At 71.9% G+C, this 23,659-nt stretch carries 18 protein-coding genes; 10 read left to right on the top strand and 8 right to left on the bottom strand.

Annotated features, from left to right (window positions below; all coding sequences use genetic code 11):
• Positions 1-238: 238 nt before the first annotated feature.
• From ACIBF8_RS04680 to ACIBF8_RS04665, 4 genes are read right to left on the bottom strand one after another with little or no spacing between them, the layout of a single operon-like run.
• The gene (locus ACIBF8_RS04680) at positions 239-1,186 is read right to left on the bottom strand and encodes an ABC transporter substrate-binding protein (protein WP_396781004.1); all 948 of its coding nucleotides are present in this window, start codon (positions 1,184-1,186) and stop codon (positions 239-241) included.
• Positions 1,186-2,142 (bottom strand): ABC transporter ATP-binding protein, encoded by a 957-nt coding sequence (locus ACIBF8_RS04675; RefSeq protein ID WP_396781003.1) that lies wholly within the window; start codon positions 2,140-2,142, stop codon positions 1,186-1,188. Before ACIBF8_RS04675 ends, ACIBF8_RS04680 begins: the two co-directional genes overlap by 1 nt.
• A gap of 19 nt (positions 2,143-2,161) precedes the next feature.
• Positions 2,162-3,232: a FecCD family ABC transporter permease gene (locus ACIBF8_RS04670; RefSeq protein ID WP_396781002.1), complete on the bottom strand. Its 1,071-nt coding sequence runs from the start codon at positions 3,230-3,232 to the stop codon at positions 2,162-2,164.
• Complete coding sequence (locus tag ACIBF8_RS04665; protein ID WP_396781001.1) at positions 3,229-4,275, bottom strand: FecCD family ABC transporter permease; 1,047 nt, start codon at positions 4,273-4,275, stop codon at positions 3,229-3,231. The genes ACIBF8_RS04670 and ACIBF8_RS04665 overlap by 4 nt, the downstream gene beginning before the upstream one ends.
• 167 nt (positions 4,276-4,442) lie before the next feature.
• On the opposite strand from ACIBF8_RS04665, the gene ACIBF8_RS04660 reads away from it, so the two are divergent.
• Positions 4,443-4,802, top strand: coding sequence for a YciI family protein (locus tag ACIBF8_RS04660; RefSeq protein WP_396781000.1), 360 nt, complete (start codon positions 4,443-4,445; stop codon positions 4,800-4,802).
• A gap of 14 nt (positions 4,803-4,816) precedes the next feature.
• On the opposite strand, the gene ACIBF8_RS04655 is transcribed toward ACIBF8_RS04660, so the two are convergent.
• Entirely contained in the window at positions 4,817-5,209 is a 393-nt protein-coding gene (locus ACIBF8_RS04655; protein WP_396780999.1) for a cytidine deaminase, read from the bottom strand.
• Between the two features lie 148 nt (positions 5,210-5,357).
• Here ACIBF8_RS04655 and hrpA point away from each other — a divergent pair, with 148 nt between their 5' ends.
• Positions 5,358-9,422, top strand: coding sequence for an ATP-dependent RNA helicase HrpA (gene hrpA, locus ACIBF8_RS04650; RefSeq protein ID WP_396780998.1), 4,065 nt, complete (start codon positions 5,358-5,360; stop codon positions 9,420-9,422).
• 6 nt (positions 9,423-9,428) lie between these two features.
• On the opposite strand, the gene ACIBF8_RS04645 is transcribed toward hrpA, so the two are convergent.
• Positions 9,429-10,358, bottom strand: a complete 930-nt coding sequence (locus ACIBF8_RS04645) for a LysR family transcriptional regulator (RefSeq protein WP_396780997.1) — start codon at positions 10,356-10,358, stop codon at positions 9,429-9,431.
• A gap of 35 nt (positions 10,359-10,393) precedes the next feature.
• Between ACIBF8_RS04645 and ACIBF8_RS04640 the strand changes: the two genes are divergently transcribed.
• Genes ACIBF8_RS04640 through ACIBF8_RS04630 form a run of 3 tightly spaced genes read left to right on the top strand, consistent with a single transcriptional unit; the run spans position 10,394 to position 13,825 of the window.
• Positions 10,394-11,125 (top strand): succinate dehydrogenase cytochrome b subunit, encoded by a 732-nt coding sequence (locus ACIBF8_RS04640; protein ID WP_396780996.1) that lies wholly within the window; start codon positions 10,394-10,396, stop codon positions 11,123-11,125.
• Position 11,126: 1 nt separating this feature from the next.
• A complete protein-coding gene (locus ACIBF8_RS04635) occupies positions 11,127-13,064 on the top strand; it encodes a fumarate reductase/succinate dehydrogenase flavoprotein subunit (protein ID WP_396780995.1) in 1,938 nt (645 codons plus the stop codon).
• A complete protein-coding gene (locus ACIBF8_RS04630; protein ID WP_282307401.1) occupies positions 13,061-13,825 on the top strand; it encodes a succinate dehydrogenase/fumarate reductase iron-sulfur subunit in 765 nt (254 codons plus the stop codon). Before ACIBF8_RS04635 ends, ACIBF8_RS04630 begins: the two co-directional genes overlap by 4 nt.
• Before the next feature lie 239 nt (positions 13,826-14,064).
• On the opposite strand, the gene ACIBF8_RS04625 is transcribed toward ACIBF8_RS04630, so the two are convergent.
• Entirely contained in the window at positions 14,065-14,232 is a 168-nt protein-coding gene (locus ACIBF8_RS04625) for a hypothetical protein (RefSeq protein WP_396781262.1), read from the bottom strand.
• A 712-nt stretch (positions 14,233-14,944) separates the two neighbouring features.
• Here ACIBF8_RS04625 and ACIBF8_RS04620 point away from each other — a divergent pair.
• The 4 genes from ACIBF8_RS04620 to ACIBF8_RS04605 all read left to right on the top strand — a co-directional run bounded on the left by ACIBF8_RS04620 (position 14,945) and on the right by ACIBF8_RS04605 (position 19,465).
• Positions 14,945-16,129, top strand: coding sequence for a zinc-dependent alcohol dehydrogenase (locus ACIBF8_RS04620; protein WP_396781247.1), 1,185 nt, complete (start codon positions 14,945-14,947; stop codon positions 16,127-16,129).
• Positions 16,130-16,145: 16 nt separating this feature from the next.
• Complete coding sequence (locus ACIBF8_RS04615; protein WP_396780994.1) at positions 16,146-17,075, top strand: SDR family NAD(P)-dependent oxidoreductase; 930 nt, start codon at positions 16,146-16,148, stop codon at positions 17,073-17,075.
• A 112-nt stretch (positions 17,076-17,187) separates the two neighbouring features.
• Positions 17,188-18,192 (top strand): serine hydrolase, encoded by a 1,005-nt coding sequence (locus tag ACIBF8_RS04610; protein WP_396780993.1) that lies wholly within the window; start codon positions 17,188-17,190, stop codon positions 18,190-18,192.
• 124 nt (positions 18,193-18,316) lie between these two features.
• Complete coding sequence (locus tag ACIBF8_RS04605) at positions 18,317-19,465, top strand: MBL fold metallo-hydrolase (RefSeq protein WP_396780992.1); 1,149 nt, start codon at positions 18,317-18,319, stop codon at positions 19,463-19,465.
• A 34-nt stretch (positions 19,466-19,499) separates the two neighbouring features.
• Here the strand turns inward: ACIBF8_RS04605 and ACIBF8_RS04600 are convergent, their stop codons facing one another.
• Positions 19,500-21,011: a deoxyguanosinetriphosphate triphosphohydrolase family protein gene (locus ACIBF8_RS04600; protein ID WP_396780991.1), complete on the bottom strand. Its 1,512-nt coding sequence runs from the start codon at positions 21,009-21,011 to the stop codon at positions 19,500-19,502.
• 111 nt (positions 21,012-21,122) lie between these two features.
• Between ACIBF8_RS04600 and ACIBF8_RS04595 the strand changes: the two genes are divergently transcribed.
• Positions 21,123-23,621, top strand: coding sequence for a Tex family protein (locus ACIBF8_RS04595; RefSeq protein WP_396780990.1), 2,499 nt, complete (start codon positions 21,123-21,125; stop codon positions 23,619-23,621).
• Positions 23,622-23,659 lie beyond the last annotated feature (38 nt).

Here is a 23,659-nt window from a genome sequence, read left to right as displayed (position 1 = left end):
CGTTCCCCACCCCATGCCTCGTTCGCGTCGCTGGCACAACTGGGCGAAGGCGTGGGTGGTTACGATCCATATCGGGCTGGTTGGCCGTATTCCGCTTCGGCGACGGTCATCCGATCGGTCGACCACGGCCCGCTCCCCCGAACTCACCGGGAATCCGGGTACCAGGGGGTGCGTGCCAGGGAGGTAGTGGCCCCAAGCGCGAGAGGGGGCCACTACCTCGGCCCGGGCACCGGGTGGGTCAGGCGGCCGGGAGGTACTTGGCCAGGTCGTCGAGGATCTTGTTGGCGGCGCCGACGCCGATGCCCGTCATCCAGACCTCGTCGGAAACCGGGTACGCCTTGCCGGCCTTGACCGCGCCCAGGTTCTTCCACAGCGTCCCGCCGGCGACCTTGGTCTGCTCGGCGGCGGCCTTGTCGCCGTACGCGGTCACGAAGATGACGTCACCGTCGACCTCGTTGATCCGCTCGGGGCTGACCAGGTCGAAGCGCTTGTCCTCCTTGTTGGCGAGCAGCTGCCGCTCGGGGCGGCCCAGGCCGGTGTCGCCGATGACGATGCCGGAGAACGAGTCCGGGCCGTACACCCGGATGTTGCCGGGCAGGAACCGCACGATGGAGACCTTGCGGGCGGCGGCGTCGCCGAGCGTCGCGCCGAAGTCCTTGGCCCGCTTCTCGTACGCGGCGAGCAGATCCTTGGCCTGCTGCTCGCGGCCGAGCGCCTTGCCGTCGAGGAGGAAGTTGTCCTTCCAGGTGATGCCCACCTTGTCGGTGAACACGGTCGGCGCGATGGCGGCCAGCTCGTCGTAGAACTTCTCCTGGCGGAACTTGCTGCCCAGGATGAGGTCCGGCTTCAGCGCGTTGATCGCCTCCAGGTCGGGCTCGGCGAGCACCCCGACCTCCTTGATGCCGGCGAGCTTGTCCGCGCCGAAGTACGTCGGCCAGCTCTTGGCCTCGCCGGCGGTGGCAGCGCCGACGGGCGTGATGCCCAGCGAGAGCGCCGTGTCGATCTTGTCGGTGTCGAGCACGACGACGCGCTTGGGCTCGGCCGGGACCTTGGTGGTGCCCATGGCGTGGGTGATCTCCCGGGTCTCCCCGGTGGTGGAGCCGGCGACCGGGTCGCTCTCACCGCAGGCGGTGAGTCCGACGCCGAGGGCGACGGCCGCGGCGAGAGCTGCGACGAGACGACGCATCAGAGTCCTTTCGAGGGGTGCGAGCCGGCGAGCGGGTTGTCCGCGTCGCCGGTGGCGGATCGGGCGTCCGGTACGGACGCCGTCGACGAAGAGAGGTCACCCGCGCCAGCGGGGGCGACAGCCGGGCCGTCCGCGCCGCCGGGCGGGGCAGCCGGAGTGCCGGCAGCCGGGGCGGAGTTGCCGCCGGTGTACGCGGGCACCACCAGCGGCGCGCCGGTCACCGGGCAGGGCACGACCACGCAGGCCAACCCAAAGACGTCGCGGACCAGGTCGGCGGTGAGGATCTCCCGGGGCGGTCCGGCGGCGACCACGGCCCCGCCACGCATCGCGACCAGGTGGTCGGCGTAGCGGGCGGCCTGGTTCAGGTCGTGCAGCACGGCGACCACCGTGCGGCCCCGTTCCGCACGTAGCCGGTGCAGGAGATCCAGCACCTCCACCTGGTGGGCCAGGTCGAGGAAGGTGGTCGGCTCGTCCAGCAGCAGGGCGTCGGTGTCCTGGGCGAGGGTCATGGCGATCCACACCCGTTGCCGCTGACCGCCGGAGAGGCTGTCCACCGGTCGGTCGGCCAGGTCGGCGACGTCGGCGAGGGCCATCGCCTGGTTCACCGCCGCGCCGTCCTCCGCCGACCACTGCCGCCACCACCGCTGGTAGGGCTGCCGGCCGCGTCCGACCAGGTCCGCCACCGTGACGCCCTCGGGCACCAGCGGGCTCTGCGGCAGGACGCCGAGGCGGCGGGCGACCTCCCGGGTCGGCAGGTCGCGGATCGCGGTGCCGTCCAGCAGCACCGTGCCACGGCGGGGGGTGAGCAACCGGGCCATCGTGCGCAGCAGGGTGGACTTGCCGCACGCGTTGGGTCCGACGATCACGGTGAACGCGTCGGTGGGCAGGTCCAGGTCGAGCCCGTCGAGCACGGTCCGCTCGTCGTAGCCGGCGACCAGGTCGCGGGTGGAGAGCATCACACGACTCCTTGAGGCGTCACGACGACCGCCGGCGGCCGCGCAGCAGCAGGAAGATCAGGTACGGGCCGCCGATCGCGGCGGTCAGCACCCCGGCGGGTAGTTGGGTGGGTGCGAACAACCGCCGGCCGGCCAGGTCGGCCAGGACCAGCAGGAGAGCGCCGAGCAGCGCCGAGCAGACCAGCGGAGGTCGTTCGGCGCGGACCAGTCGACGGGCCACCTGCGGGGCGACCAGCGCCACGAAGTCGACGGCGCCGACCTGGGCGGTAACCATCGCGGCGACGAGTACGCCGGTGCCGGCGAGGCCGATCCGACGGGCCACCGGGCGTAGCCCGACGCCCCGGGCGGTGTCGTCGTCCAGGGCGGTGCTGTTCAACGCCCAGCCGGCCCAGGCCAGCACCGGCAGCAGCACCAGCAGCGTGCCGGCGATCCAGGCGGCCTCGGTCCAGCCCTTGCCGGCCAGGGTGCCGATCAGCCAGATCTGCGCGCGCAGCCCGTCGATCGGGTCGGCGCTGAGCATGACCACCTCGGTGAGTGCCCGGAAGCCGAACGCGACCGCCACCCCGGCGAGCACGAACCGCTGCGCGGCCAGCCCGTGCCGGGCACCGAGGGCGAACAACAGCACCGCCGCGAGCAGCCCGCCCACCAGCGCGGTGGGGGCCACCAGCACCGCGGCCATGCCGCTGGTCAGGGCCACCGTGGCGGCGAGGCCGGCACCCTGGGTGATGCCGATGACGTCCGGGCTCGCGAGAGGGTTGCGGGCCACGCTCTGGATCAGCGTGCCGGCCACGCCGAAAGCGGCGCCGGCCACGGCCGCCAGCACGATCCGCGGCAGCCGAAGATCAAAGACCACGAGGTCGTACGGGGTGCCAGCCCCGGAGAGGGCGCGCAGCACGTCGGCCGGGGCGACGTACGGGGTGCCGAGCGAGAGACTGAGCACGCCGGCCAGCAGGAGCAGCACGGTCAGCGCGACGGCCACCAGCACCGCGCGGCGGCGGATCAGCAGGCTGACCGGGCCGATCCGCAGCAGCGACCGCCCGGGCAGAGGGGCACCGGGCGCGGCGGCCGCCGGACGGTGGGTGGTGGTCACGCGGTCACCACCCGGGCGCGGCGGACCAGCACGGCCAGCAGTGGTGCGCCGATCAGCGCGGTGACGATCCCGGCCGGTATCTCACCGGGCGGGGCGACGAGTCGACCGATGATGTCGGCGGCGAGCAGCAGCGCCGGCCCGAGCAGGGCGGAGACGGCGAGGGTCCAGCGATGGTCCGCGCCGACCAGGGCGCGCGCCAGGTGCGGCACGGCCAGCCCGACGAAGGCGACCGGCCCAGCGGCGGCCACCGCCGCGCCGGTCAGCAGCACGGCGGCGAGGCCACCGCCGAGGCGGACCAGGCCGATCCGGTGGCCGAGGCCCCGGGCCACGTCGTCGCCGAGGGCCAGCGCGTCCAGACCGCGGGCGACCAGAGCGGCCAGCACCAGCCCGGCGAGCACGAAGGGCAGCACCTGCGCGGTGACCGACAGGTCCCGCCCGGCCAACCCGCCGACCACCCAGAAGCGGTACTCCTCGAAGGTGCGGGCGTCGATACTGAGCAGCGCGTACACCCCGGAGGCCAGACTGGCGTCGAGCGCCGCGCCGACCAGCGCGAGGGTGACCGGGCTGGCGCCCTCGCGGGCTCGGGTGGCGATGGCGAAGACCAGCAGCCCGGCGATCAGGGCCCCGGCGATGCCGAACCAGACGTACCCGGCGAGCGTGCCGACGCCGAAGACGGAGATCGCGAGCACCACTCCGAACGACGCGCCCGCGCTGATGCCGAGGATGCGCGGCTCGGCGAGGGGGTTGCGGGTCAGCGCCTGGAACAGCACCCCCGCGACGGCGAGCGCGAGCCCGACCGCGAGGCCGAGCGCGGTACGCGGCATCCGCAGCTCACGAACAATGGTGCTGGCGTCGCCGCCGTCCGGCGCGATGAGCGCGTGCCAGACCTGGTCGACACCGAGCTGCCGGCTGCCGAGCGCGAAGCTGGCCAGCACGGTGAGCAGCAGCACCAGCGCGGCTCCGACGGTGACGGCCACCCGGCGGCCGGTGTGGGTGCCGGACCGGTTACGGGCCGGGGTCGGCCGGGTGGCGAGGGTGGTCACGAGTCTCCTGCACGTTCACGCTTAGGTTCGCCTAACCTTAACCGAGCTGCGGAAAGAGGCCTAACCAGCGTCCGTCGATGCCGTTTTGCGGATGCGCGGACGATGGCCGGGCGGACAGATGGCAGATGACGCCCAGCAGGGGAAGATTCGCACCATAGGGTGTGACCATGCGATTCGACCAGCACACGGTCGTCCTCCTGGCTCGACCGTTGGATCCGCCGGAGCTGCCACTGGACGCGGTCGACCGGTTGCGGGACGCGCACCTGGCCCACCAGGCGGGCCTCGTGGAACAGGGGCTGGTGCTCGCGGCCGGGCCGTTCCTGCACCCCGACGACGAGCAGTTGCGGGGGTTCGTGGTGCTCTCCATCGCCCCGGACGAGGCGCGCGCCCTCTACGGCAACGACCCGGCCGTTCGTGCCGGTTGCCTGGTCGCGCGGGTGACGTCGTGGCTGCTTCCCGAGGGCAACCTGCGGTTCGAGAGCGTGCCGGTGCCCCAGTCGATGCTGGAGGCGGCCTCCGGGGACTGACCCCGGTCCTTCGATCAGCCGGCCACGCCGCTCCCGGCCTCCGCGGGCAACTCCCCGAGCGGGACCACCCGCGGGTCGTCCACCGGGCCGACGATCACGCGCAGTGCCGGGAAGTAGTCCAGCAGCACCTGCCGGCACCGGTCACACGGGGCGACGATCTCGCGGCCCCGGTCGGCGACCGTGACGATCGTCTCCAGCGCGGTGACGCCCTGGGTCGCCGCCGTCGCGATCACGACCAGCTCGGCGCAGGCCGCTGCGGCGGCGTGCTGGACGTTCACGCCCGAGAAGACCCGCCCGTCGGCGGTACGGGCCGCGGACGCGACCGTGTGGTGCTGGCTGCGGCACCGCAGCTTGGCGACCGCCGTGGCGGCCTGCACCAACGCGCGGTCGGTGTCGCGCATCTCCATCCCGGCTCCCCCAGCGCTCGACGTCGCCGCCACTCTAGGTCCCGGGTGGCGGTCGGGGGACCGGAGGTCCCGGGTGGGCCGTCGAAGGGCCGGCCGCGCGGTAACCCAGGGGCGGTACGCCGCCGGGCTGCCTATCCTTGGGCACGACATGCAGAATCCAACCGCCTCCGTCGCGACCGACCCGGTTCGCGAGCTGCACCGCCGCCTCACCCCTCTGATGTTCCGCGACCAGCGCCGGCTCCAGCGGCGGCTGGACGGTGCCCGCAAGCTGCGCGACCCGCAGCGTCGGGAGGCGGCGCTGACCGAGATCACCGCCGACCTGGTCCGGGCCGAGCAGCGGCTCGCCGCCCGCCAGGCGGCGGTGCCCGTGATCACGTACCCGGCGGGGTTGCCGGTCAGTGAGCGCAAGGACGACATCGCCGCCGCCATCCGCGATCACCAGGTGGTGATCGTGGCGGGCGAGACCGGCTCCGGCAAGACCACGCAGATCCCCAAGATCTGTCTGGAGTTGGGGCGCGGGGTGCACGGCCTGATCGGGCACACCCAGCCCCGGCGGTTGGCCGCCCGGACGGTGGCCGACCGGATCGCCGACGAGCTGGGCACCGAGTTGGGCGACCTGGTCGGTTACAAGGTGCGTTTCACCGACCAGGTCGGCGAGCGGAGCCTGGTGAAGCTGATGACCGACGGCATCCTGCTGGCCGAGTTACAGACCGACCGGATGCTGCGCCAGTACGACACGCTGATCATCGACGAGGCGCACGAGCGCAGCCTCAACATCGACTTCATCCTCGGGTACCTGCGGGAGCTGCTGCCCCGACGACCCGACCTCAAGGTGATCATCACCTCGGCGACCATCGAGACGGACCGGTTCGCCCGGCACTTCGCCGGTGCACCGACCGCCGAGGAGCCCGGCGGCGCGCCCGCGCCGGTGGTCGAGGTGTCGGGGCGTACCTACCCGGTGGAGGTGCGCTACCGGCCCCTCGTCGAGTTGGCCGAGGGCGAGGAGGACGGCGACGAGGAGAACGTCCGCGACCAGATCCAGGCGATCGGCGACGCCGTCGAGGAGCTGGCCGCCGAGGGCCCCGGCGACATCCTGGTGTTCCTCAGCGGTGAGCGGGAGATCCGGGACACCGCCGATGCGCTGGGCAAGCTGGTGCAGAAGAAGCGGTCGCTGCTCGGCACCGAGATCCTGCCCCTGTACGCGCGGCTCTCCACCGCCGAGCAGCACCGGGTGTTCGCCGCGCACTCCGCGCGCCGGGTGGTGCTCGCCACCAACGTCGCGGAGACCTCGCTGACCGTGCCCGGGATCAAGTACGTGGTGGACCCGGGCACCGCCCGGATCTCCCGCTACTCCAGCCGGCTCAAGGTGCAGCGGCTGCCGATCGAGCCGATCTCCCAGGCGTCGGCCAACCAGCGCAAGGGCCGCTGCGGGCGTACGTCGGACGGCATCTGCATCCGCCTCTACGACGAGCAGGACTTCCTTTCCCGGCCCGAGTTCACCGACCCGGAGATCCTGCGGACCAACCTGGCGTCGGTCATCCTCCAGATGACGGCCATCGGGCTCGGCGACCTCGCCGCGTTCCCGTTCATCGACCCACCAGATCGCCGCAACATCACCGACGGGGTCAACCTGCTGCACGAGTTGGGCGCGTTGGACCCGACCGAGGCCGACCCGGCGAAGCGGCTCACCGCGCTGGGCCGACGGCTGGCCCAACTGCCGGTCGACCCGCGCCTGGCCCGGATGGTGGTCGAGGGCGAACGCAACGGCTGCGCCACCGAGGTGCTGGTGATCGCCGCCGCGCTGTCGATTCAGGACCCGCGCGAGCGGCCGGCGGAGAAGCAGGCCCAGGCGGACCAGGCGCACGCCCGGTTCACCGACAAGGAGTCGGACTTCGTCGCCTTCCTCAACCTGTGGCGCTACCTGCGCGAGCAGCAGCGGGAGCTGTCCTCCAGCGCGTTCCGCCGGATGTGTAAGGCGGAGTACCTGAACTACCTGCGGGTGCGTGAGTGGCAGGACATCGTCGGTCAGCTGCGGCAGGTACTGCGTACCCCGCAGGAGGGCGACCGGCGGGGTGGGCGGCCGGCGCGCGACACCGCGGGTGACGCGGACGCCGGCCGGGGTGCGAGCCGTCGTGGTGGCGCGGACCTGCCGGAGGAGATCGACACCCCGAAGGTGCACCAGTCGCTGCTGCCCGGCCTGCTGTCGCACATCGGCCTCAAGGACGCCCAGAAACACGAGTATCTGGGGGCGCGGGGCGCGAAGTTCGCGCTGTTCCCCGGGTCGGCGCTGTTCAAGAAGCCGCCGCGTTGGGTGATGGCCGCCGAGTTGGTGGAGACCTCCCGGCTGTGGGGTCGCATCGCCGGCCGGGTCGAGCCGGAGTGGGTCGAACCGCTGGCGCAGCACCTGGTCAAGCGCAGCTACAGCGAGCCGCACTGGGAGAAGAAGCAGGCCGCGGTGATGGCCTACGAGAAGGTCACCCTGTACGGCGTCCCACTGGTCAGCTCCCGCAAGGTCAACTTCGGCCGGATCGACCCGGCGCTGAGCCGGGAGTTGTTCATCCGGCACGCCCTCGTCGAGGGCGACTGGCAGACCCACCACCAGTTCTGGGCGGACAACAAGCGGCTGCTCGCCGAGATCGAGGAGCTGGAGAGCCGGGCCCGACGCCGGGACATCCTGGTCGACGACGAGACCATCTTCGGCTTCTACGACCAGCGGATCCCCGCCGACGTGTCCTCCGGCCGGCACTTCGACAGCTGGTGGAAGAAGACCCGGCGCGAGCAACCCGACCTGCTCACCTTCACCCGCGACCTGCTGGTCAACGACGGCCGACCCGGGGTGGACGAGGACGACTACCCGGACGAGTGGCAGGCCGACGGGGTGAGCCTCCCGCTGACCTACCGGTTCGAGCCGGGCACGCCGGACGACGGCGTCACCGTGGACATCCCGCTGCCGCTGCTCAACCAGGTGCCGGCGGAGAGCTTCGACTGGCAGGTGCCGGGGCTGCGCGAGGAGACGGTGATCGCGCTGATCCGCTCGCTGCCCAAGGCGATCCGGCGCAACTTCGTCCCGGTGCCGGACTACGCCCGGGCCGCCCTGGCGGCGATCACCCCCGGCGAGGAGTCACTGCTGGACGCGCTCACCCGGCAGCTGCGCCGGATGACCGGGGTGACCGTGCCGCGCGACGCCTGGGAGCCGGGCAAGCTCCCGGCGCACCTGCGGGTGACCTTCCGGGTCCTCGGCGACGACGAGAAGCCGGTCGCCGAGGGCAAGGACCTGCCGGCCCTGCAACGCCAGCTCCGCCAGGAGGTACGCCAGGTGGTGGCGGCCGCCGCGCCGGAGGTGGCCCGTACCGGGCTGCGCGAGTGGAGCATCGGCACGCTGCCGCGGACCATCGAGCAGGTCCGCGCCGGTTACGCGGTCACCGCGTACCCGGCGCTGGTCGACGAGGGCGCCACGGTCGGGGTGAAGGTGTTCGACTCCCCGGCCGAGGCGGAGGCGGCGCACTGGGCCGGCACCCGCCGGCTGCTGCGGCTCACCGTGCCGTCGCCGGCGCGTTTCCTGCAGGGGCGGCTCACCAACGAGGCGAAGCTGGCGCTGAGCCGCAACCCGCACGGCGGCGTGCAGGAGCTGATCGAGGACGCGGCCGGCGCGGCCATCGACCGGCTGATCGGCGCGGCCGGCGGGCCAGCCTGGGACGCGGACGGGTTCGCGGCCCTGCGCGAGAAGGTCCGCGCCGACCTGGTCGACACCGTCGTCGAGGTGATGGACCGGGTCCGCAAGGTCCTCGCCGCCGCGTACGCCGTCGAGCAGCGGCTCGGCGCGACCCGCAATCTCGCCGTGGTGGCGGCGCTGGCCGACATCCGCAACCAGCTCGCCGGGCTGGTGCACGCCGGTTTCATCACCGAGACCGGGTACGCGCGCCTGCCCGACCTGCTGCGCTACCTCACCGCCATCGAGCGTCGACTGGACCGGCTGGGCGGCAACCCGCAGCGGGACCGCCAGCAGCAGGACCGGATCGCGGTCGTGCAGAAGGAGTACGCCGACCTGCTCGCCGACCTGCCGCCGGCCCGGCGGCAGGAAGCGGCCGTCCGGCAGATCCGCTGGATGATCGAGGAGCTGCGGGTGAACGTCTTCGCCCAGGCGTTGGGCACCCCGTACCCCGTCTCGGAGCAGCGGATCTACCGCGCGATGGACGACGCCGAGGGCCGCTGACGCTGCTCAGAGCGGATCCACCCCGGGCGGGAGTTCGTCGTGGTCGATGGCCGACTGGATGTAGTCGAGCAGGATGCGGCGAAGCTCCCGACCGGCGTGGGTGGGTACGACGTCGCGCCGACGGGCCACCGCGATGGTTCGCCGCACCCCGGGCGGGGCGAGCGGGGTGATCCGCACGCCCGGCCGGCGGGCCAGCACGATGCCCGGCACGAGCGCGATGCCCAGGCCCGCCTCGACGAAGCTGAGCACCGCGTCCATCTCGCCGCCGTCCACCGCGAAGGTCGGCTCGAAGCCCGCCTCCCGGCACGCCTGGATGGTCGCGTCGCGCAGGTCGTAGCCCTCCCGGAACATCACCATCGGCTGGTCCCGCAGGTCGGTGATGCGCAGCTCCCCGGTCGTCGACGCGGTCGTCACCTCCCCCACCGAGGCCACCACCAGGCTCTCCCGCAGGATCGGATCGACGCGCAACCCCGGGTCGGCCCCCTGCGCCGGCATGATGATCAGGGCCAGGTCGAGGTCGCCACGGAGCAGGTCGCGCACCAGGTCCTGGGAGCCGCCCTCCTCGACGCGCAGGTCGATGCTGGGGTGCGCGTCGCGGAAGCGGCGCAACACCGGCGGGGCGAGTGAGGTGGCCAGACTGGGGGTCGCCCCGAGCCGGACCCGGCCCCGGCGTAGCCCGACCAACTCCTGGACCTCCCGGGTCGCGGTCTCCACGTCGGCGAGGATCCGGGTGGCCAACGGCAGCAGCACCTCACCCGCCGCAGTGAGCGCGATGTTGCCCCTTACCCGCTCGAACAGCGGTGCGCCGAGGTCGGCCTCCAGAGCGTGAATTTGCTTACTGAGCGAGGGCTGCGTGATGCCCACGATGTCGGCGGCTTGGGTGAAATGTCGTACTTCGGCCACCGCGACGAAGTACCGGAGCTGATGGAGCTGCATCTAAATAGCTTACGGCTATCAACACTGCGAGTTTGATGCATTGGACGACTGATCGAAGTGCTCCTAGCGTCGGTCTCGTGGTAATCACGAAAACTCGGTCGCCCATCCGCTCGAACGTCGGCCTCAAGGCCGTCATGGCGGTGACGGGCATCCTGCTGGCGCTATTCCTGATCGCCCACATGCTCGGGAACCTGAAGGTGTTCACGGGGGAAACCTCGTTCGACCACTACGCGCACTGGCTGCGCGACATCGGCAAGCCACTGCTGCCCGGCGTCTGGTTCCTGTGGATCCTGCGCACCGTGCTGGTGGTGGCGGTCGTCGCCCACATCGTGGCCGCCACCGTGCTGGCCCGACGCGCCCGCGCCGCCCGCCCGGTCAAGTACGCGCACCGCAAGAAGGTCAACGGCAGCTACGCGGCCCGCACGATGCGCTGGGGTGGAGTGATCATCCTGCTCTTCGTGATCTACCACATCCTGGACCTGACCACCGGCACGCTGAACCCGGTCGGCGACGAGAGCAAGCCGTACGGCAACGTCGTCGCCGACTTCGCGCCGGAGCGCTGGTACGTCACGCTCTTCTACACGCTCGCCATCCTCGCGGTCGGCTTCCACCTGCGCCACGGCGCGTTCAGCGCGTTCCGCAGCCTCGGCCAGCAGACGCCACGCGGTGAGCGCCGAGCGCGTACCGCGGCTCTGGTCTTCGCCGTGCTGCTCTGCGCCGGGTACCTGGTGGTCCCGTTCGCCGTACTCACCGGATTGGTGTCCTGACATGGAACTCTTCACCGAGGGCGACCCGATCGCCGACACCAAGGCTCCCGCCGGCCCGGTCGAGAAGCGTTGGGAGACCCGGCGCTTCGAGGCCAAGCTGGTCAACCCCGCCAACCGCCGCAAGCTGACGGTGATCGTGGTCGGCACCGGCCTGGCCGGCGGCTCGGCCGCGGCGACCCTGGCCGAGCAGGGCTACCACGTCAAGTCCTACTGCTACCAGGACAGCCCGCGGCGGGCGCACTCCATCGCCGCACAGGGCGGCATCAACGCGGCGAAGAACTACCGCAACGACGGCGACTCGGTGCACCGGCTGTTCTACGACACCGTCAAGGGCGGCGACTTCCGCTCCCGGGAGTCGAACGTGCACCGGCTCGCCGAGGTCTCGGTCAACATCATCGACCAGTGCGTCGCCCAGGGCGTGCCGTTCGCCCGCGAGTACGGCGGCCTGCTGGACACCCGCTCCTTCGGTGGCGCCCAGGTACAGCGCACCTTCTACGCCCGGGGCCAGACGGGCCAGCAGCTGCTGCTCGGCGCGTACCAGGCGCTCGAACGGCAGATCGGCCTGGGCAACGTGGAAATGAACGCCCGGCACGAGATGCTGGAGCTGGTCCTCATCGACGGCAAGGCCCGGGGCATCGTCGTCCGAGACCTGGTCACCGGTGAGATCAGCACCGAGATGGCCGACGCCGTGGTACTCGCCTCCGGCGGCTACGGCAACGTCTTCTACCTCTCCACCAACGCCAAGGGCTGCAACGTCACCGCCACCTGGCGCGCGCACCGCAAGGGCGCGTACTTCGCCAACCCCTGCTACACGCAGATCCACCCGACCTGCATCCCGGTCTCCGGCGACCACCAGTCGAAGCTGACCCTGATGAGCGAGTCGCTGCGCAACGACGGCCGGGTCTGGGTGCCGAAGACCAAGGGCGACGACCGCAGCCCGAAGGACATCCCGGAGGACGAGCGGGACTACTACCTGGAGCGGATCTACCCCTCCTTCGGCAACCTGGTCCCCCGCGACATCGCCTCCCGGGCCGCCAAGAACGTGTGCGACGAGGGTCGGGGCGTCGGGCCGACCAAGCTCGGCGTCTACCTCGACTTCGCCGACGCGATCGACCGGCTGGGCCGCAAGGCCATCGAGGCCAAGTACGGCAACCTCTTCGAGATGTACGAGCGGATCACCGGCGAGGACCCGTACGAGGTGCCGATGCGCATCTACCCCGCCGTGCACTACACGATGGGCGGGCTGTGGGTCGACTACGACCTCCAGTCGAACATCCCCGGCCTGTTCGTGATCGGTGAGGCCAACTTCTCCGACCACGGCGCGAACCGGCTCGGCGCCTCGGCGCTGATGCAGGGCCTCGCCGACGGCTACTTCGTGCTGCCCACCACCATCGCCAACTACCTGGCCTCCGGCCCGCTGGAGAAGGTCGACGCCAGCCACCCGGCGGCGGTCGAGGCGCGCACCGACGTCGAGGACCGCGTCCAGCGGCTGCTCGCGGTCAACGGCGACCGGACCGTGGACTCGTTCCACCGGGAACTGGGCCAGATCATGTGGGAGCACTGCGGCATGGAGCGCAGTGAGGCCGGGCTGCGCAAGGCGATCGACGAGATCCGCGCCCTGCGCGAGCAGTTCTGGCAGCGGGTCAAGGTGTCCGGCACCGGCGAGGAACTCAACCAGTCACTGGAGAAGGCCGGCCGGGTGGCCGACTTCTTCGAACTGGCCGAGCTGATGTGCATCGACGCCCTGCACCGCGAGGAGTCCTGCGGCGGCCACTTCCGGGCCGAGCACCAGACCCCCGACGGTGAGGCGCAGCGCGACGACGACCGGTTCGCGTACGTGGCGGCCTGGGAGTTCACCGCCGACGGCGAGCCCTCGGTGCTGCACAAGGAAGACCTGAAGTTCGAATACGTCCACCCCACGCAGCGGAGCTACAAGTGAACCTGACCCTGCGCATCTGGCGCCAGAAGGGCCCTGAGGACAAGGGTCGGATGGTGACCTACCCGGTCGACGACGTGTCCCCGGACATGTCGTTCCTGGAGATGCTCGACGTACTCAACGAGCGGCTGATCCTCGCCGGCGAGGACCCGGTGGCGTTCGACCACGACTGCCGCGAGGGCATCTGCGGCATGTGCGGCCTGATGATCAACGGGGACGCGCACGGGCCGCAGCGCGGCACCACCGCGTGCCAGCTGCACATGCGGCAGTTCAAGGACGGCGAGACGATCGACATCGAGCCGTGGCGGGCCAGCGCCTTCCCGGTCGTCAAGGACCTGGTCGTCAACCGCAGCGCCTTCGACAAGATCATTGCGGCCGGTGGTTACGTCACCGCGCCGACCGGCAGCGCGCCCGAGGCCCACTCCACCCCGGTGGCCAAGGCCAACGCCGACGCCGCCTTCGAGTCGGCGGCCTGCATCGGCTGCGGTGCCTGCGTGGCGGCCTGCCCGAACGGCTCCGGCATGCTCTTCACCGCCGCCAAGCTCACCCAGCTCTCACTCCTGCCGCAGGGCCAGCCGGAGCGCTACACCCGGGTGATCGGCATGGTCGACGCGCACGACGAGGCCGGCTTCGGTGGCTGCACCAACGCCGGCGAGTGCACCCCGGCCTGCCCGAAGGGCATCCCGCTGAACACCATCGGCCGCCTCAACCGCGACTACCTCACGGCCACCGCGAAGGGCGCCAACAACACCCCCGGTTCCTGACGTTCGCGCCAGACCGCCGTATCCCGCGCTTTCCAGGGGTACGGCGGTCTGGCGTTTGACGTACTGGCCGTCTGGTCCTTGGGCTTGGGCTGGGGCGGTGGGCTTTGGGCTTCGGGCTTTGGGCTTCGGGCTCTGGGCTTCGGGCTTTGGTTGCGGTGGGGCTGGGGCGACCGTCCCCGGCTCCGGGCGGTCAGGCTTGATCCCTGCGCCGGGGACGGTCGCCCCAGCCCTGACCTTGGTCACTGCTCGTCCGCAGGTTGCGCTCCTGCTGCGGTGCCGCCGACCTTGGTGATCGTGCGGGCGAGGCCCTTGTCCGGCACGCCGGCCGGGCGCTTGGCCCGCCGCTGCACCAGGTCGAACGCCGTCAGCTCCCCACCGCCGACGCGCCATGACTTCAGCCCAGGCAAACCCACCCCGCGCCCAGCCGCACGCTGCCTTGCCCCGCCTTGCCTCACCCTTTCGCCTTGCCCTTTCGCCTTGCCCTTTCGCCTTGCCCTTTCGCCTTGCCCCGCCTTGCCCCGCCTCGCCCTTTCGCCTTGCCTCACCCTCTCGCATCGCATGATCCACTCGGGTTTCAGGAAGTCGGCCGGTCGCCGGGCCGCGGATACCGCGACTTCAAGGAACGCGAGTGGATCAACTCGATCTCAGCCTGGATGATGCGCTCCCGAGCACTATAAAGGCGGTCAAGGCACGCATATCGCCGCTCGGTGCGCGGCTCGTTGGCCCGCCCGCGTCAAGACTCACGGCCCTGGGCACGGAACGCACGGGCGGACGCCGCTCGACAAGGGCTGGGGGCGACCGTGCCCGGCGGAGGGATCAAGCCTGACCGCCCGGAGCCGGGGACGGTCGCCCCCAGCCCTCACCGCAACCATCGCGCAGCGCGAACCAAGCCCAAGGCCAGCCCGAAACCATCGCGCAGCGCGAACCAAGCCCAAGAGACCCGGGACGGTCACCCCCAGCCCTCTGCCCGCACCGCAACCATCGCAAAGCCGGCAGCAGACCCGAGGCGAGCCCGAGAGACAGGGACCGAAAGACAGGGACCGAGAGTCAGGCGGCCGGTTCAAGTGTCCGAGCCCGGGTAGCAGTCTTCCGAGACGGCAGTGAGAAGGGATGAGGGACATGAAGGCGCTCACCTGGCAGGGCAAGCGAGACGTACGGGTCGAGGAGGTCCCGGACCCCCGGATCGAGGAGCCGACCGACGCGATCGTGAAGATCACCTCGACGGCGATCTGCGGGTCGGACCTGCACCTGTACGAGGTGCTCGGGCCGTACCTGAAGCCCGGTGACGTGCTGGGTCATGAGCCGATGGGCATCGTCGAGGAGGTCGGGTCGGAGGTGACCGGGCTCAAGCCGGGCGACCGGGTGGTGGTGCCGTTCAACATCGCCTGCGGCAGCTGCTGGATGTGTACCCGTCAGCTCTACGCCCAGTGCGAGACCACCCAGGTCACCAGCGAGGGCAAGGGCGCGGCCCTGTTCGGCTACACCTCGCTCTACGGTTCGGTGCCGGGCGGGCAGGCCGAGTACCTGCGCGTCCCGCAGGCCCACTTCGGGCCGATCAAGATTCCGCAGAGCGGCGCCGACGAGCGGTACCTCTACCTGTCCGACATCCTGCCCACCGCGTGGCAGGCGGTGAAGTATGCGGACACCCCGCCGGGTGGGACCTTGGCCGTCTTCGGCCTGGGCCCGGTGGGGCAGTTCTGCGCGCGGATCGGCCGTCATCTTGGCGCGGGCCGGGTGATCGGGCTGGACCTGGTGCCCGAGCGGCTGGAGCTGGCCCGCCGGCACGGCATCGAGGTGCTCGACGTCCGCGAGCTGTCCGATGTGCCGGGCGCGTTGATCGACCTGGTCGACGGGCGCGGCCCGGACGCGGTGATCGACGCGGTCGGAATGGAGGCGCACGGCTCGCCGGTGGGGAAGCTCGCGCACGCCGCCGTCGGGTTGCTGCCGGACAAGCTGGCCCAGTCGATGACCGACCGGGCCGGCATGGACCGGCTGTCCGTCCTGCATGCCGCGGTCAAGGGGGTCCGTCGTGGTGGCACCGTGTCGGTCTCCGGGGTGTACGGCGGCGAGGCCGACCCGATGCCGCTGATGGAGATGTTCGACCGGGGCATCCAGCTGCGGATGGGCCAGTGTCACGTGCGCCGGTGGACCGACGAGATTTTGCCGCTGCTGTCCGGTGACGACGACCCGCTGGGCGTGGAGGACCTGCGTACCCACCGGTTGCCGCTGGCTCGGGCGCCGCACGCGTACGAGATGTTCCAGAAGAAGGAGGACGGCTGCATCAAGGTCGTGCTCGAACCATGAGTGCGAGGAGTGTGCCGTGAGCCGGGTGGTCGTGATCGTCGGCGCGAGCAGCGGGATCGGCCGAGCGACGGCCCGGGCGTTCGCCGAGCGCGGCGACCGTCTGGTCCTCGCCGCCCGCGCCACCACGACCCTGGCTGAGGTACGCGCCGAGTGCGCCGGCGTCGACGTGCTGACCGTGCCGACCGATGTCACCGAGGCGGACGCGTTGGAAGCGCTCGCCGGTGCGGCGATCGACCGCTTCGGCCGGATCGACGTGTGGGTGCACACGGCGGCGGTGATGGCCTACGGACGCTTCGACGAGTTGCCGGAGCAGGTCTTCGACCAGGTGGTACGCACCGACCTGCTCGGTGCCGCCAGCTCGGTGCGGGTGGCGCTGCGGCGCTTCCGGGTTGCCGGGGCCGGCACGGTGATCCTCACCGGCTCCGTCCTGGGGCACATCACCGCGCCGTACATGAGCGCGTACGTGGCCAGCAAGTGGGGGTTGCAGGGTCTGGTCCGGACGGTGCAGCAGGAGCTGCGCGACAGCCCACGGATCCGACTGTGCCTGGTCAACCCGGGCAGTGTGGACACTCCCGTGTACCAGCAGGCGGCGAACTATCTGGGCCGGATCGGGCGGCCTCCACCACCGGTCGCCAGCCCGCAGCGGGTGGCCCGAGCCATTGTGGACTGCGTGGACCGGCCTCGTCGGGAAGTCTCGGTGGGCCGGCTCAACGTGGTGCTGCGCGCCGGCTTCACGGTCCTGCCGGGGTTCTACGACGGTCTGGTCGGGCCGTTGACGCGGGCGATGGGTCTCAGTGGGCGACCGGTCGCCGCGCACGACGGTTCGGTCTTCGCGCCGAACCCGACCGGCGAGGCGGTACGTGGCGGTCACCTTCCTGACCTGCGGCAACTCGTGTGTGGACCGGTGGGTGCGGTGGGCGCCGCACTGCGTCGGCGGTTCGGCTGAGCTGTTCGGGACTGTTCGGGACTGTTCGGGGGTCGTCGTGCGTCGATCAACTCGCCTAGGGTGGTGGGCCAGCAAGCGCTCCGGCGCACCACGATGGGGGAGACGATCGACCATGCGACTGAACCGCAGAACGGCACTGGGCTTGGGCACGGTGGCCACCGCCGGCACCGTGCTGGGCGCTGCCACCCCGGCGAGCGCCACCGAGGCCGCCGAGGTGTCGCCGACCACCCCCACCCGGGCCGCCCGTCGGGTCGCCTCCGTCTTCGCCAAGCACAGCGCCGAGGCCGGCGGCAACTGGCAGGCGTACGTCAGCGTCGCCGACCCGGCCGGCGCGCCGGTGGTCGCGGTGCAGGCCGACGCGGACCGGCGGATCGAGGCGTACAGCGTCAACAAGATCGCGGTCGCCACGGCGGTGCTGGACAAGGTCGACCGGGGGCTGCTCACCCTGGACCAGCAGGTCGAGGTGAGCGCGGCGATCGTCGTGCCGGGCGGTGACGGCATCTTCAGCCTGGACGGCGCGTACCCGAGCCTGGTGACCATCGGGCACGTGCTGGCCAACCTGCTGACGGTCTCGGACGACACGGCGGTGCGGCTGTGCGGGCTGGTCGCCCCGGCCGCCGAGATCAACTCCATCCTGGTCGCCAAGGGCTTCCCGAACACCCAGGTCCAGCCGGTGGCCAACCCGAACCGGTTCTTCCTCGGCACCAGCACCCCCCGGGAGACGCACGACCTGCTGCGTGCCCTGGTCGCCGGCACGCTGCTGTCCCCCGCCTCGACGACGTACCTGTTGGGCATCCTGCGCTCCCCGGTGGCGTTCACCGACGGGATTCGGCGCACGATGTCCTCCGACGACCGGGCGCGGATCGCCACCAAGGCCGGCTGGTTCGCCGACGCCCGGCACGAGGCCGGTGTGATCTTCGACCGCTCCGGTGCGGCGGTGCTCACCTACGCGCTCTTCGCCGACGGGCAGGCCAACCCGGAGGACTTCGGCGCGACCCACCCGGCGGTGCAGGCCCGGGCCGCCATGGGCCCCAAGTTCCTGGCCGCGGTGGACCGGATCGCGGGCGTGGGCACGACGTTCCGGATCACCGCCCGACGCCCCAGCAACGGCGGCTAGCGCCGGCCCTGACGCCCCTCCCGGGTCGGTTGCCGGCAGCGGCGACCGACCCGGCGGGCGACCGCCGAGGCACGGGTCGGTCCGGGTGACTACCGTGTAGGGCGGACACGTCGGAGGGACGGCAATGGCACGAGCGCGGAGCACGGACGTCGAACGGTCACTCGGGCGGCGGATGCGGGGCGCCGCTGGCCTGGCCGCGCTGGCCGGCCTGGCCTGGGCCGCCCGGGATGTGCCGGCGGCGCTGGGTGGCCGGCTCAGCGGAGCCCGGGCCGAACGCGCGGCCCGCTCGCCCCAGTTCCGCGAGGGCACCTTCCACAACCGGGCCGGCACCCGCACCATGGTCGCCGAGCCGGGCCGCAACCTGGTCCGCGAGTTGATCTTCGGCAAGCAGAAGCGGCGTCCCACCGCTGCGGTGCCGCTGCTGCGCCCCAGCGCTGGCGCGCCGGAGGCCGCCGACACCGCCGACGAGCTCAACATCGTCTGGTACGGCCACGCCTCGACCCTGATCGAGATAGAGGGCCGACGGGTGCTGCTCGACCCGGTGTGGAGTGACAGGTGCTCCCCCTCGGGCCTGGTCGGCCCGCGCCGACTGCACGAGCCGCCGGTGCGCATCGACGAGCTGCCCCCGCTGGACGCCATCGTGATCTCGCACGACCACTACGACCACCTCGACATGGCGACCGTGCGGGCGTTGCTCGTCGGGCAGTCCGCGCCGTTCCTGGTGCCGCTCGGGGTGGGCGCGCACCTGGACCGTTGGGGCGTACCCGCCGAGCGGATCATCGAGCTGGACTGGTCCGAGTCGCACCAGGTCGCCGGCCTGGAGATCACCGCCACCGCCGCCCAGCACTTCTCCGGTCGGGGGCTGCGCCGTGACGGCACGCTCTGGAGCTCATGGGTGGTGGCCGGGGCGCGCCGCAAGGTCTTCTACACCGGCGACTCCGGTTACTTCGACGGGTACGCCGAGATCGGCGCCGAGCACGGGCCGTTCGACGTGACGCTGATGCAGATCGGCGCGTACGACCGGGCCTGGCCGACGATCCACATGTTCCCGGAGGAGGCGGTCAGCGCCCACCTCGACCTGCGCGGCGGGCTGTTCGTGCCGGTGCACTGGGCCACGTTCAACCTGGCTTTGCACGACTGGTCCGAGCCGGTCGACCGGCTGTGGGCCGAGGCGAAGGCGCGTGACGTGCGGCTCGCCGTGCCCCGCCCCGGCGAGCGGGTGGTGGTCGACGAGCCGCCCGCCGTCGACGGCTGGTGGCAGGCCATCGCCTGAGTCGCCGGTTCGGAGCGGCCTGGCCGCAGGCCGGTCAGAGCACGAACGCGTCGGTCCAGAGCGCGCCGGACCGGCCGGAGAGCGCGTCCAGCATGGCCACCGCCTGCCCGTCGGTGAGCTGCGCGACGAAGTCCACGATGGCCCGCCCCCGGGCGCGACCGATCCGGTCCGGGGTACGCGGGTGCAGCTCCGCCTCGGCCAACTCGACCAGGTCGTGCAGGCGGCGGGGCAGCCGGGACTCCTCCTCCGGGTCGAGCAGCCACTCCCAGAGCGCCTCGACCAGGGTGCCCAGCAGTCGGGCCTGGCCACGCTGGTGCAGGGCCAGATCCGGCCGGGCCAGCACGAACCGGTGGTGGACGAACTTGAGCACCTGCACCTCGTGCCACTGCGCGCAGCCCAGCAGCACGTACCCGGAGCGCACCGACGGCCGGTCGGTGACCGTGATCGCCTCGACGAAGCGGGTGGACCAGCGCGCGGAGAACCGCGCCACGTACTGCTCGGCCTCGATCGAGCCGTCGAACGGCATCGCGAGCAGCCCGTCGACCAACTCCGCACGGACGTGCTCGACGGCGGCGGCGAACGCGTCGTCGTCCGCGATCCAGGCGTCCTTGCGGTGCAGCTGCCGACGCAACCGTTCGATCGCCGCCCCGGGTCGTCGGGCCGAGGTGGCCAGCGCCGCGTCGGTGATCGCCCGGAGGTGCCCGCTCTCGCGCTGCCAGGCCATCAACTCCGCGGAGACCGAACCCTGCTGGAGCACACCGACCCGGTAGAAGTCCTCCACGTCGTGGATGGCGTACGCGATGTCGTCGGCGGTGTCCATCACGGACGCCTCCACGGTCTGCTGCCAGTCCGGGATGCGGCCGGCGAACGGCTCCCGGGCCTGCCGCAGGTCGTCCAGCTCGGTCCGGTACGCGCCGAACTTCGACGAGCCGCTGTCCGGGTCGTCCGGCGGCGGGGTCGCTCCGCGCGGCGGTGGATCCATCGTGCGGGGGTGCGGGTCGGGGTGGTCCAGGCGGGTCCACGGGTACTTCAACATCGCCGCGCGGACCGCGGCGGTCAGGTCCAACCCGGTGGTGGCCGCGCCGCGGATCTCGGTGCTGGTGACGATCCGGTACGACTGCGCGTTGCCCTCGAAACCGTCGGAGAGGCCGAGGCGCTGACGGGCCAGCCGGTCCAGCACCCGCTCCCCCAGGTGCCCGAACGGCGGGTGGCCGAGGTCGTGGGCGAGCGCCGCCGCCTCCACCACGTCGGGGTCGCAGCCGCCGAGCTTGTCCAGCAGGTCACGCCACCGCTCGTCGGCGCCGAGTCGCTCGGCGACCGCGCGGGCCACCTGGGCGACCTTGAGGCTGTGGGTGAGCCGGTTGTGCACCAGCAGCCCGGAGCCGACCGGGCTGATCACCTGGGTGACACCGCCGAGCCGGGCGAAGAACGGCGAGCCGACGATCCGGTCCCGGTCGGCGCGGAACGGGTTGGCCGTGAGGTCACCGAGGGCCCGGGCGCTGCCGCCGAAGAGCCGCCGGGCACGCGGCTCCGCAGCAGATTCCATGATCGCCACGCTAGCGCAGGCCCGGCGGGACCGCCGCCGGTCACCCCGGCTGACCACGGCGGATCAGCCTCCGGCCGGGCGCGGCGACAGCGCACCGGTCGGCCCGGCAGAATGCAGACGTACCCGCCCTTTGAAGGCGGATCGAGTCGAAGGCGGATCGAGATCGTGACCCAGTCTGTTCATCAGCGGATCGCCGACGAGCTCGGCGTGGCCGAGCGTCAGGTGCGGGCGGCCGTGGAGCTGCTCGACGGCGGCGCCACCGTGCCGTTCATCGCCCGCTACCGCAAGGAGGCCACCGGCCTGCTCGACGACACCCAGCTGCGCACCCTGGAGGAGCGGCTGCGCTACCTGCGCGAGCTGGACGAGCGACGGGCCGCCGTGCTGGAGTCGATCCGTGGCCAGGGCAAGTTGGACGAGGCCCTGGAAACGCAGATCATGGCCGCCGACTCGAAGTCCCGGCTGGAGGACATCTACCTCCCGTACAAGCCGAAGCGACGGACCCGGGCGCAGATCGCCCGCGAGGCCGGGTTGGCGCCGCTGGCCGAGACGCTGCTCGCCGACCCGAGCCAGGACCCGCGCACCACCGCAGCCGCGTTCGTCGACCCGGAGAAGGGCGTCGCCGACGCCGCCGCCGCGCTGGAGGGCGCCCGGGCGATCCTCATCGAGACCTTCGCGGAGGACGCCGACCTGATCGGCACGCTGCGCGAGCAGATGTGGTCGCGGGGCCGCCTGGTTTCCCGGGTACGCGAGGGTCAGGAGGCGGCCGGCGCCAAGTTCGCCGACTACTTCGACTTCTCCGAGCCGTACCCGAAGCTGCCCTCGCACCGGATCCTGGCGATGTTCCGGGGCGAGAAGGAGGGCATGCTCGACCTGACGATGGAGCCGGAGGAGGCCGGCGAGGCGGACGCCGTGCCGACCGGCCCGAGCCGGTACGAGGCGGTCATCGCCGGCCGGTTCGGCGTGTCCGATATGGGCCGCCCGGCCGACCGCTGGCTGACCGACACGGTCCGCTGGGCGTGGCGTACCCGGATCCTCATTCACCTCGGCGCGGACCTGCGGATGCGGTTGTGGCAGGCGGCGGAGGAGGAGGCGGTGCGGGTCTTCGCCACCAACCTGCGGGACCTGCTGCTGGCTGCGCCGGCCGGCACCCGACCGACCATGGGTCTGGACCCGGGCCTGCGGACCGGCGTGAAGGTGGCCGTGGTGGACGCCACCGGCAAGGTGGTCGCCACCGACACCATCTACCCGCACGAGCCGCGTCGGCAGTGGGACGCGTCGGTGGAAACCCTCGCGCGGCTGGCCGGGGCGCACGGGGTGGAGCTGATCGCGATCGGTAACGGCACCGCTTCCCGGGAGACCGACAAGCTCGCCGGGGATCTGATCGCCCGGCACCCGCAGCTCAACCTGACCAAGGTGATGGTCTCCGAGGCCGGCGCGTCGGTCTACTCCGCCTCCGCGTACGCCTCGCAGGAGTTGCCCGGGATGGACGTGTCGCTGCGCGGCGCGGTCTCCATCGCCCGCCGCCTGCAGGACCCCCTCGCGGAGCTGGTCAAGATCGACCCACGGTCGATCGGCGTCGGTCAGTACCAGCACGACCTGTCCGAGGTGAAGCTGTCCCGGTCGCTGGACGCGGTCGTGGAGGACTGCGTCAACGCGGTCGGGGTGGACGTCAACACCGCCTCCGCGCCGCTGCTGACCCGGGTCTCCGGGATCGGCGCCGGCCTGGCCGAAAACATCGTGTTGCACCGGGACGCCAACGGGCCGTTCCGCTCGCGTACGGAGCTGAAGAAGGTGGCCCGGCTCGGGCCGAAGGCGTTCGAGCAGTGCGCCGGCTTCCTGCGCATCCCGGACGGGGACGACCCGCTGGACTCCTCCAGCGTGCACCCCGAGGCATACCCGGTGGTGCGTCGCATCCTCTCCAGCACCGGGCAGGACCTGCGCTCGGTGATCGGTAAGAGCGGCATCCTGCGCGGGCTGCGGGCCACCGACTTCGTCGACGAGCGGTTCGGCCTGCCCACGGTCACCGACATCCTCGCCGAGTTGGAGAAGCCGGGTCGGGACCCCCGCCCGGAGTTCCGCACCGCCACCTTCGTCGAAGGGGTGGAGAAGATCAGCGACCTGACGCCGGGCATGGTGCTGGAGGGCGTGGTCACCAACGTGGCCGCGTTCGGCGCGTTCGTCGACGTCGGGGTGCACCAGGACGGCCTCGTGCACGTCTCGGCGATGTCCCGGACCTTCGTGAAGGACCCCCGCGAGGTGGTGAAGTCCGGTGACGTGGTCAAGGTCCGGGTGCTCGACGTGGACGTACCCCGCAAGCGGATCTCGCTGACCCTGCGCCTGGACGACGAACTCCCCGCCAGCGGCGGTAGCGGTGGTGGCCGGACCGGCCAGGAGGGACGCGGCCCGGCGCAGCGCGCGCCGCAGGGCGGTCGTGGCGGACAGGGCGGCCAGAGCGGTCGCGGTGGTCAGGGCGGTCGTGGCAGCGGGCCGGGTGGACAGGGCGGTCGTGGCAGCGGGCAGGGTGGTCGCGGCGGGCAGCAGCGGCAGGGTGCACCGGCGCCGGCCAATGACGCGATGGCGGAAGCCCTGCGCCGCGCCGGACTGGCCTGACCCCGCTCAGCCCGTCAACCCCGCGCCGTCTCGTCGAT

The organism is Micromonospora sp. NPDC050276 (genome assembly GCF_044459545.1).
Lineage (GTDB): Bacteria > Actinomycetota > Actinomycetes > Mycobacteriales > Micromonosporaceae > Micromonospora.
The sequence above is the reverse complement of the archived record's forward strand: the minus strand, read 5'-3'. Positions and strand labels throughout refer to the sequence as shown.

What these genes read in the sequence shown, in the direction of transcription:
- ACIBF8_RS04680 (WP_396781004.1), bottom strand. Translation starts at nt 1,186, where the DNA reads ATGCGTCGTCTCGTCGCAGCTCTCGCCGCGGCCGTCGCCCTCGGCGTC.
- ACIBF8_RS04675 (WP_396781003.1), bottom strand. Translation starts at nt 2,142, where the DNA reads ATGCTCTCCACCCGCGACCTGGTCGCCGGCTACGACGAGCGGACCGTG.
- ACIBF8_RS04660 (WP_396781000.1), top strand. Translation starts at nt 4,443, where the DNA reads ATGCGATTCGACCAGCACACGGTCGTCCTCCTGGCTCGACCGTTGGAT.
- ACIBF8_RS04655 (WP_396780999.1), bottom strand. Translation starts at nt 5,209, where the DNA reads ATGGAGATGCGCGACACCGACCGCGCGTTGGTGCAGGCCGCCACGGCG.
- hrpA (WP_396780998.1), top strand. Translation starts at nt 5,358, where the DNA reads ATGCAGAATCCAACCGCCTCCGTCGCGACCGACCCGGTTCGCGAGCTG.
- ACIBF8_RS04645 (WP_396780997.1), bottom strand. Translation starts at nt 10,358, where the DNA reads ATGCAGCTCCATCAGCTCCGGTACTTCGTCGCGGTGGCCGAAGTACGA.
- ACIBF8_RS04640 (WP_396780996.1), top strand. Translation starts at nt 10,394, where the DNA reads ATGCATTGGACGACTGATCGAAGTGCTCCTAGCGTCGGTCTCGTGGTA.
- ACIBF8_RS04635 (WP_396780995.1), top strand. Translation starts at nt 11,127, where the DNA reads ATGGAACTCTTCACCGAGGGCGACCCGATCGCCGACACCAAGGCTCCC.
- ACIBF8_RS04620 (WP_396781247.1), top strand. Translation starts at nt 14,945, where the DNA reads ATGAAGGCGCTCACCTGGCAGGGCAAGCGAGACGTACGGGTCGAGGAG.
- ACIBF8_RS04610 (WP_396780993.1), top strand. Translation starts at nt 17,188, where the DNA reads ATGCGACTGAACCGCAGAACGGCACTGGGCTTGGGCACGGTGGCCACC.
- ACIBF8_RS04605 (WP_396780992.1), top strand. Translation starts at nt 18,317, where the DNA reads ATGGCACGAGCGCGGAGCACGGACGTCGAACGGTCACTCGGGCGGCGG.
- ACIBF8_RS04600 (WP_396780991.1), bottom strand. Translation starts at nt 21,011, where the DNA reads ATGGAATCTGCTGCGGAGCCGCGTGCCCGGCGGCTCTTCGGCGGCAGC.
- ACIBF8_RS04595 (WP_396780990.1), top strand. Translation starts at nt 21,123, where the DNA reads ATGCAGACGTACCCGCCCTTTGAAGGCGGATCGAGTCGAAGGCGGATC.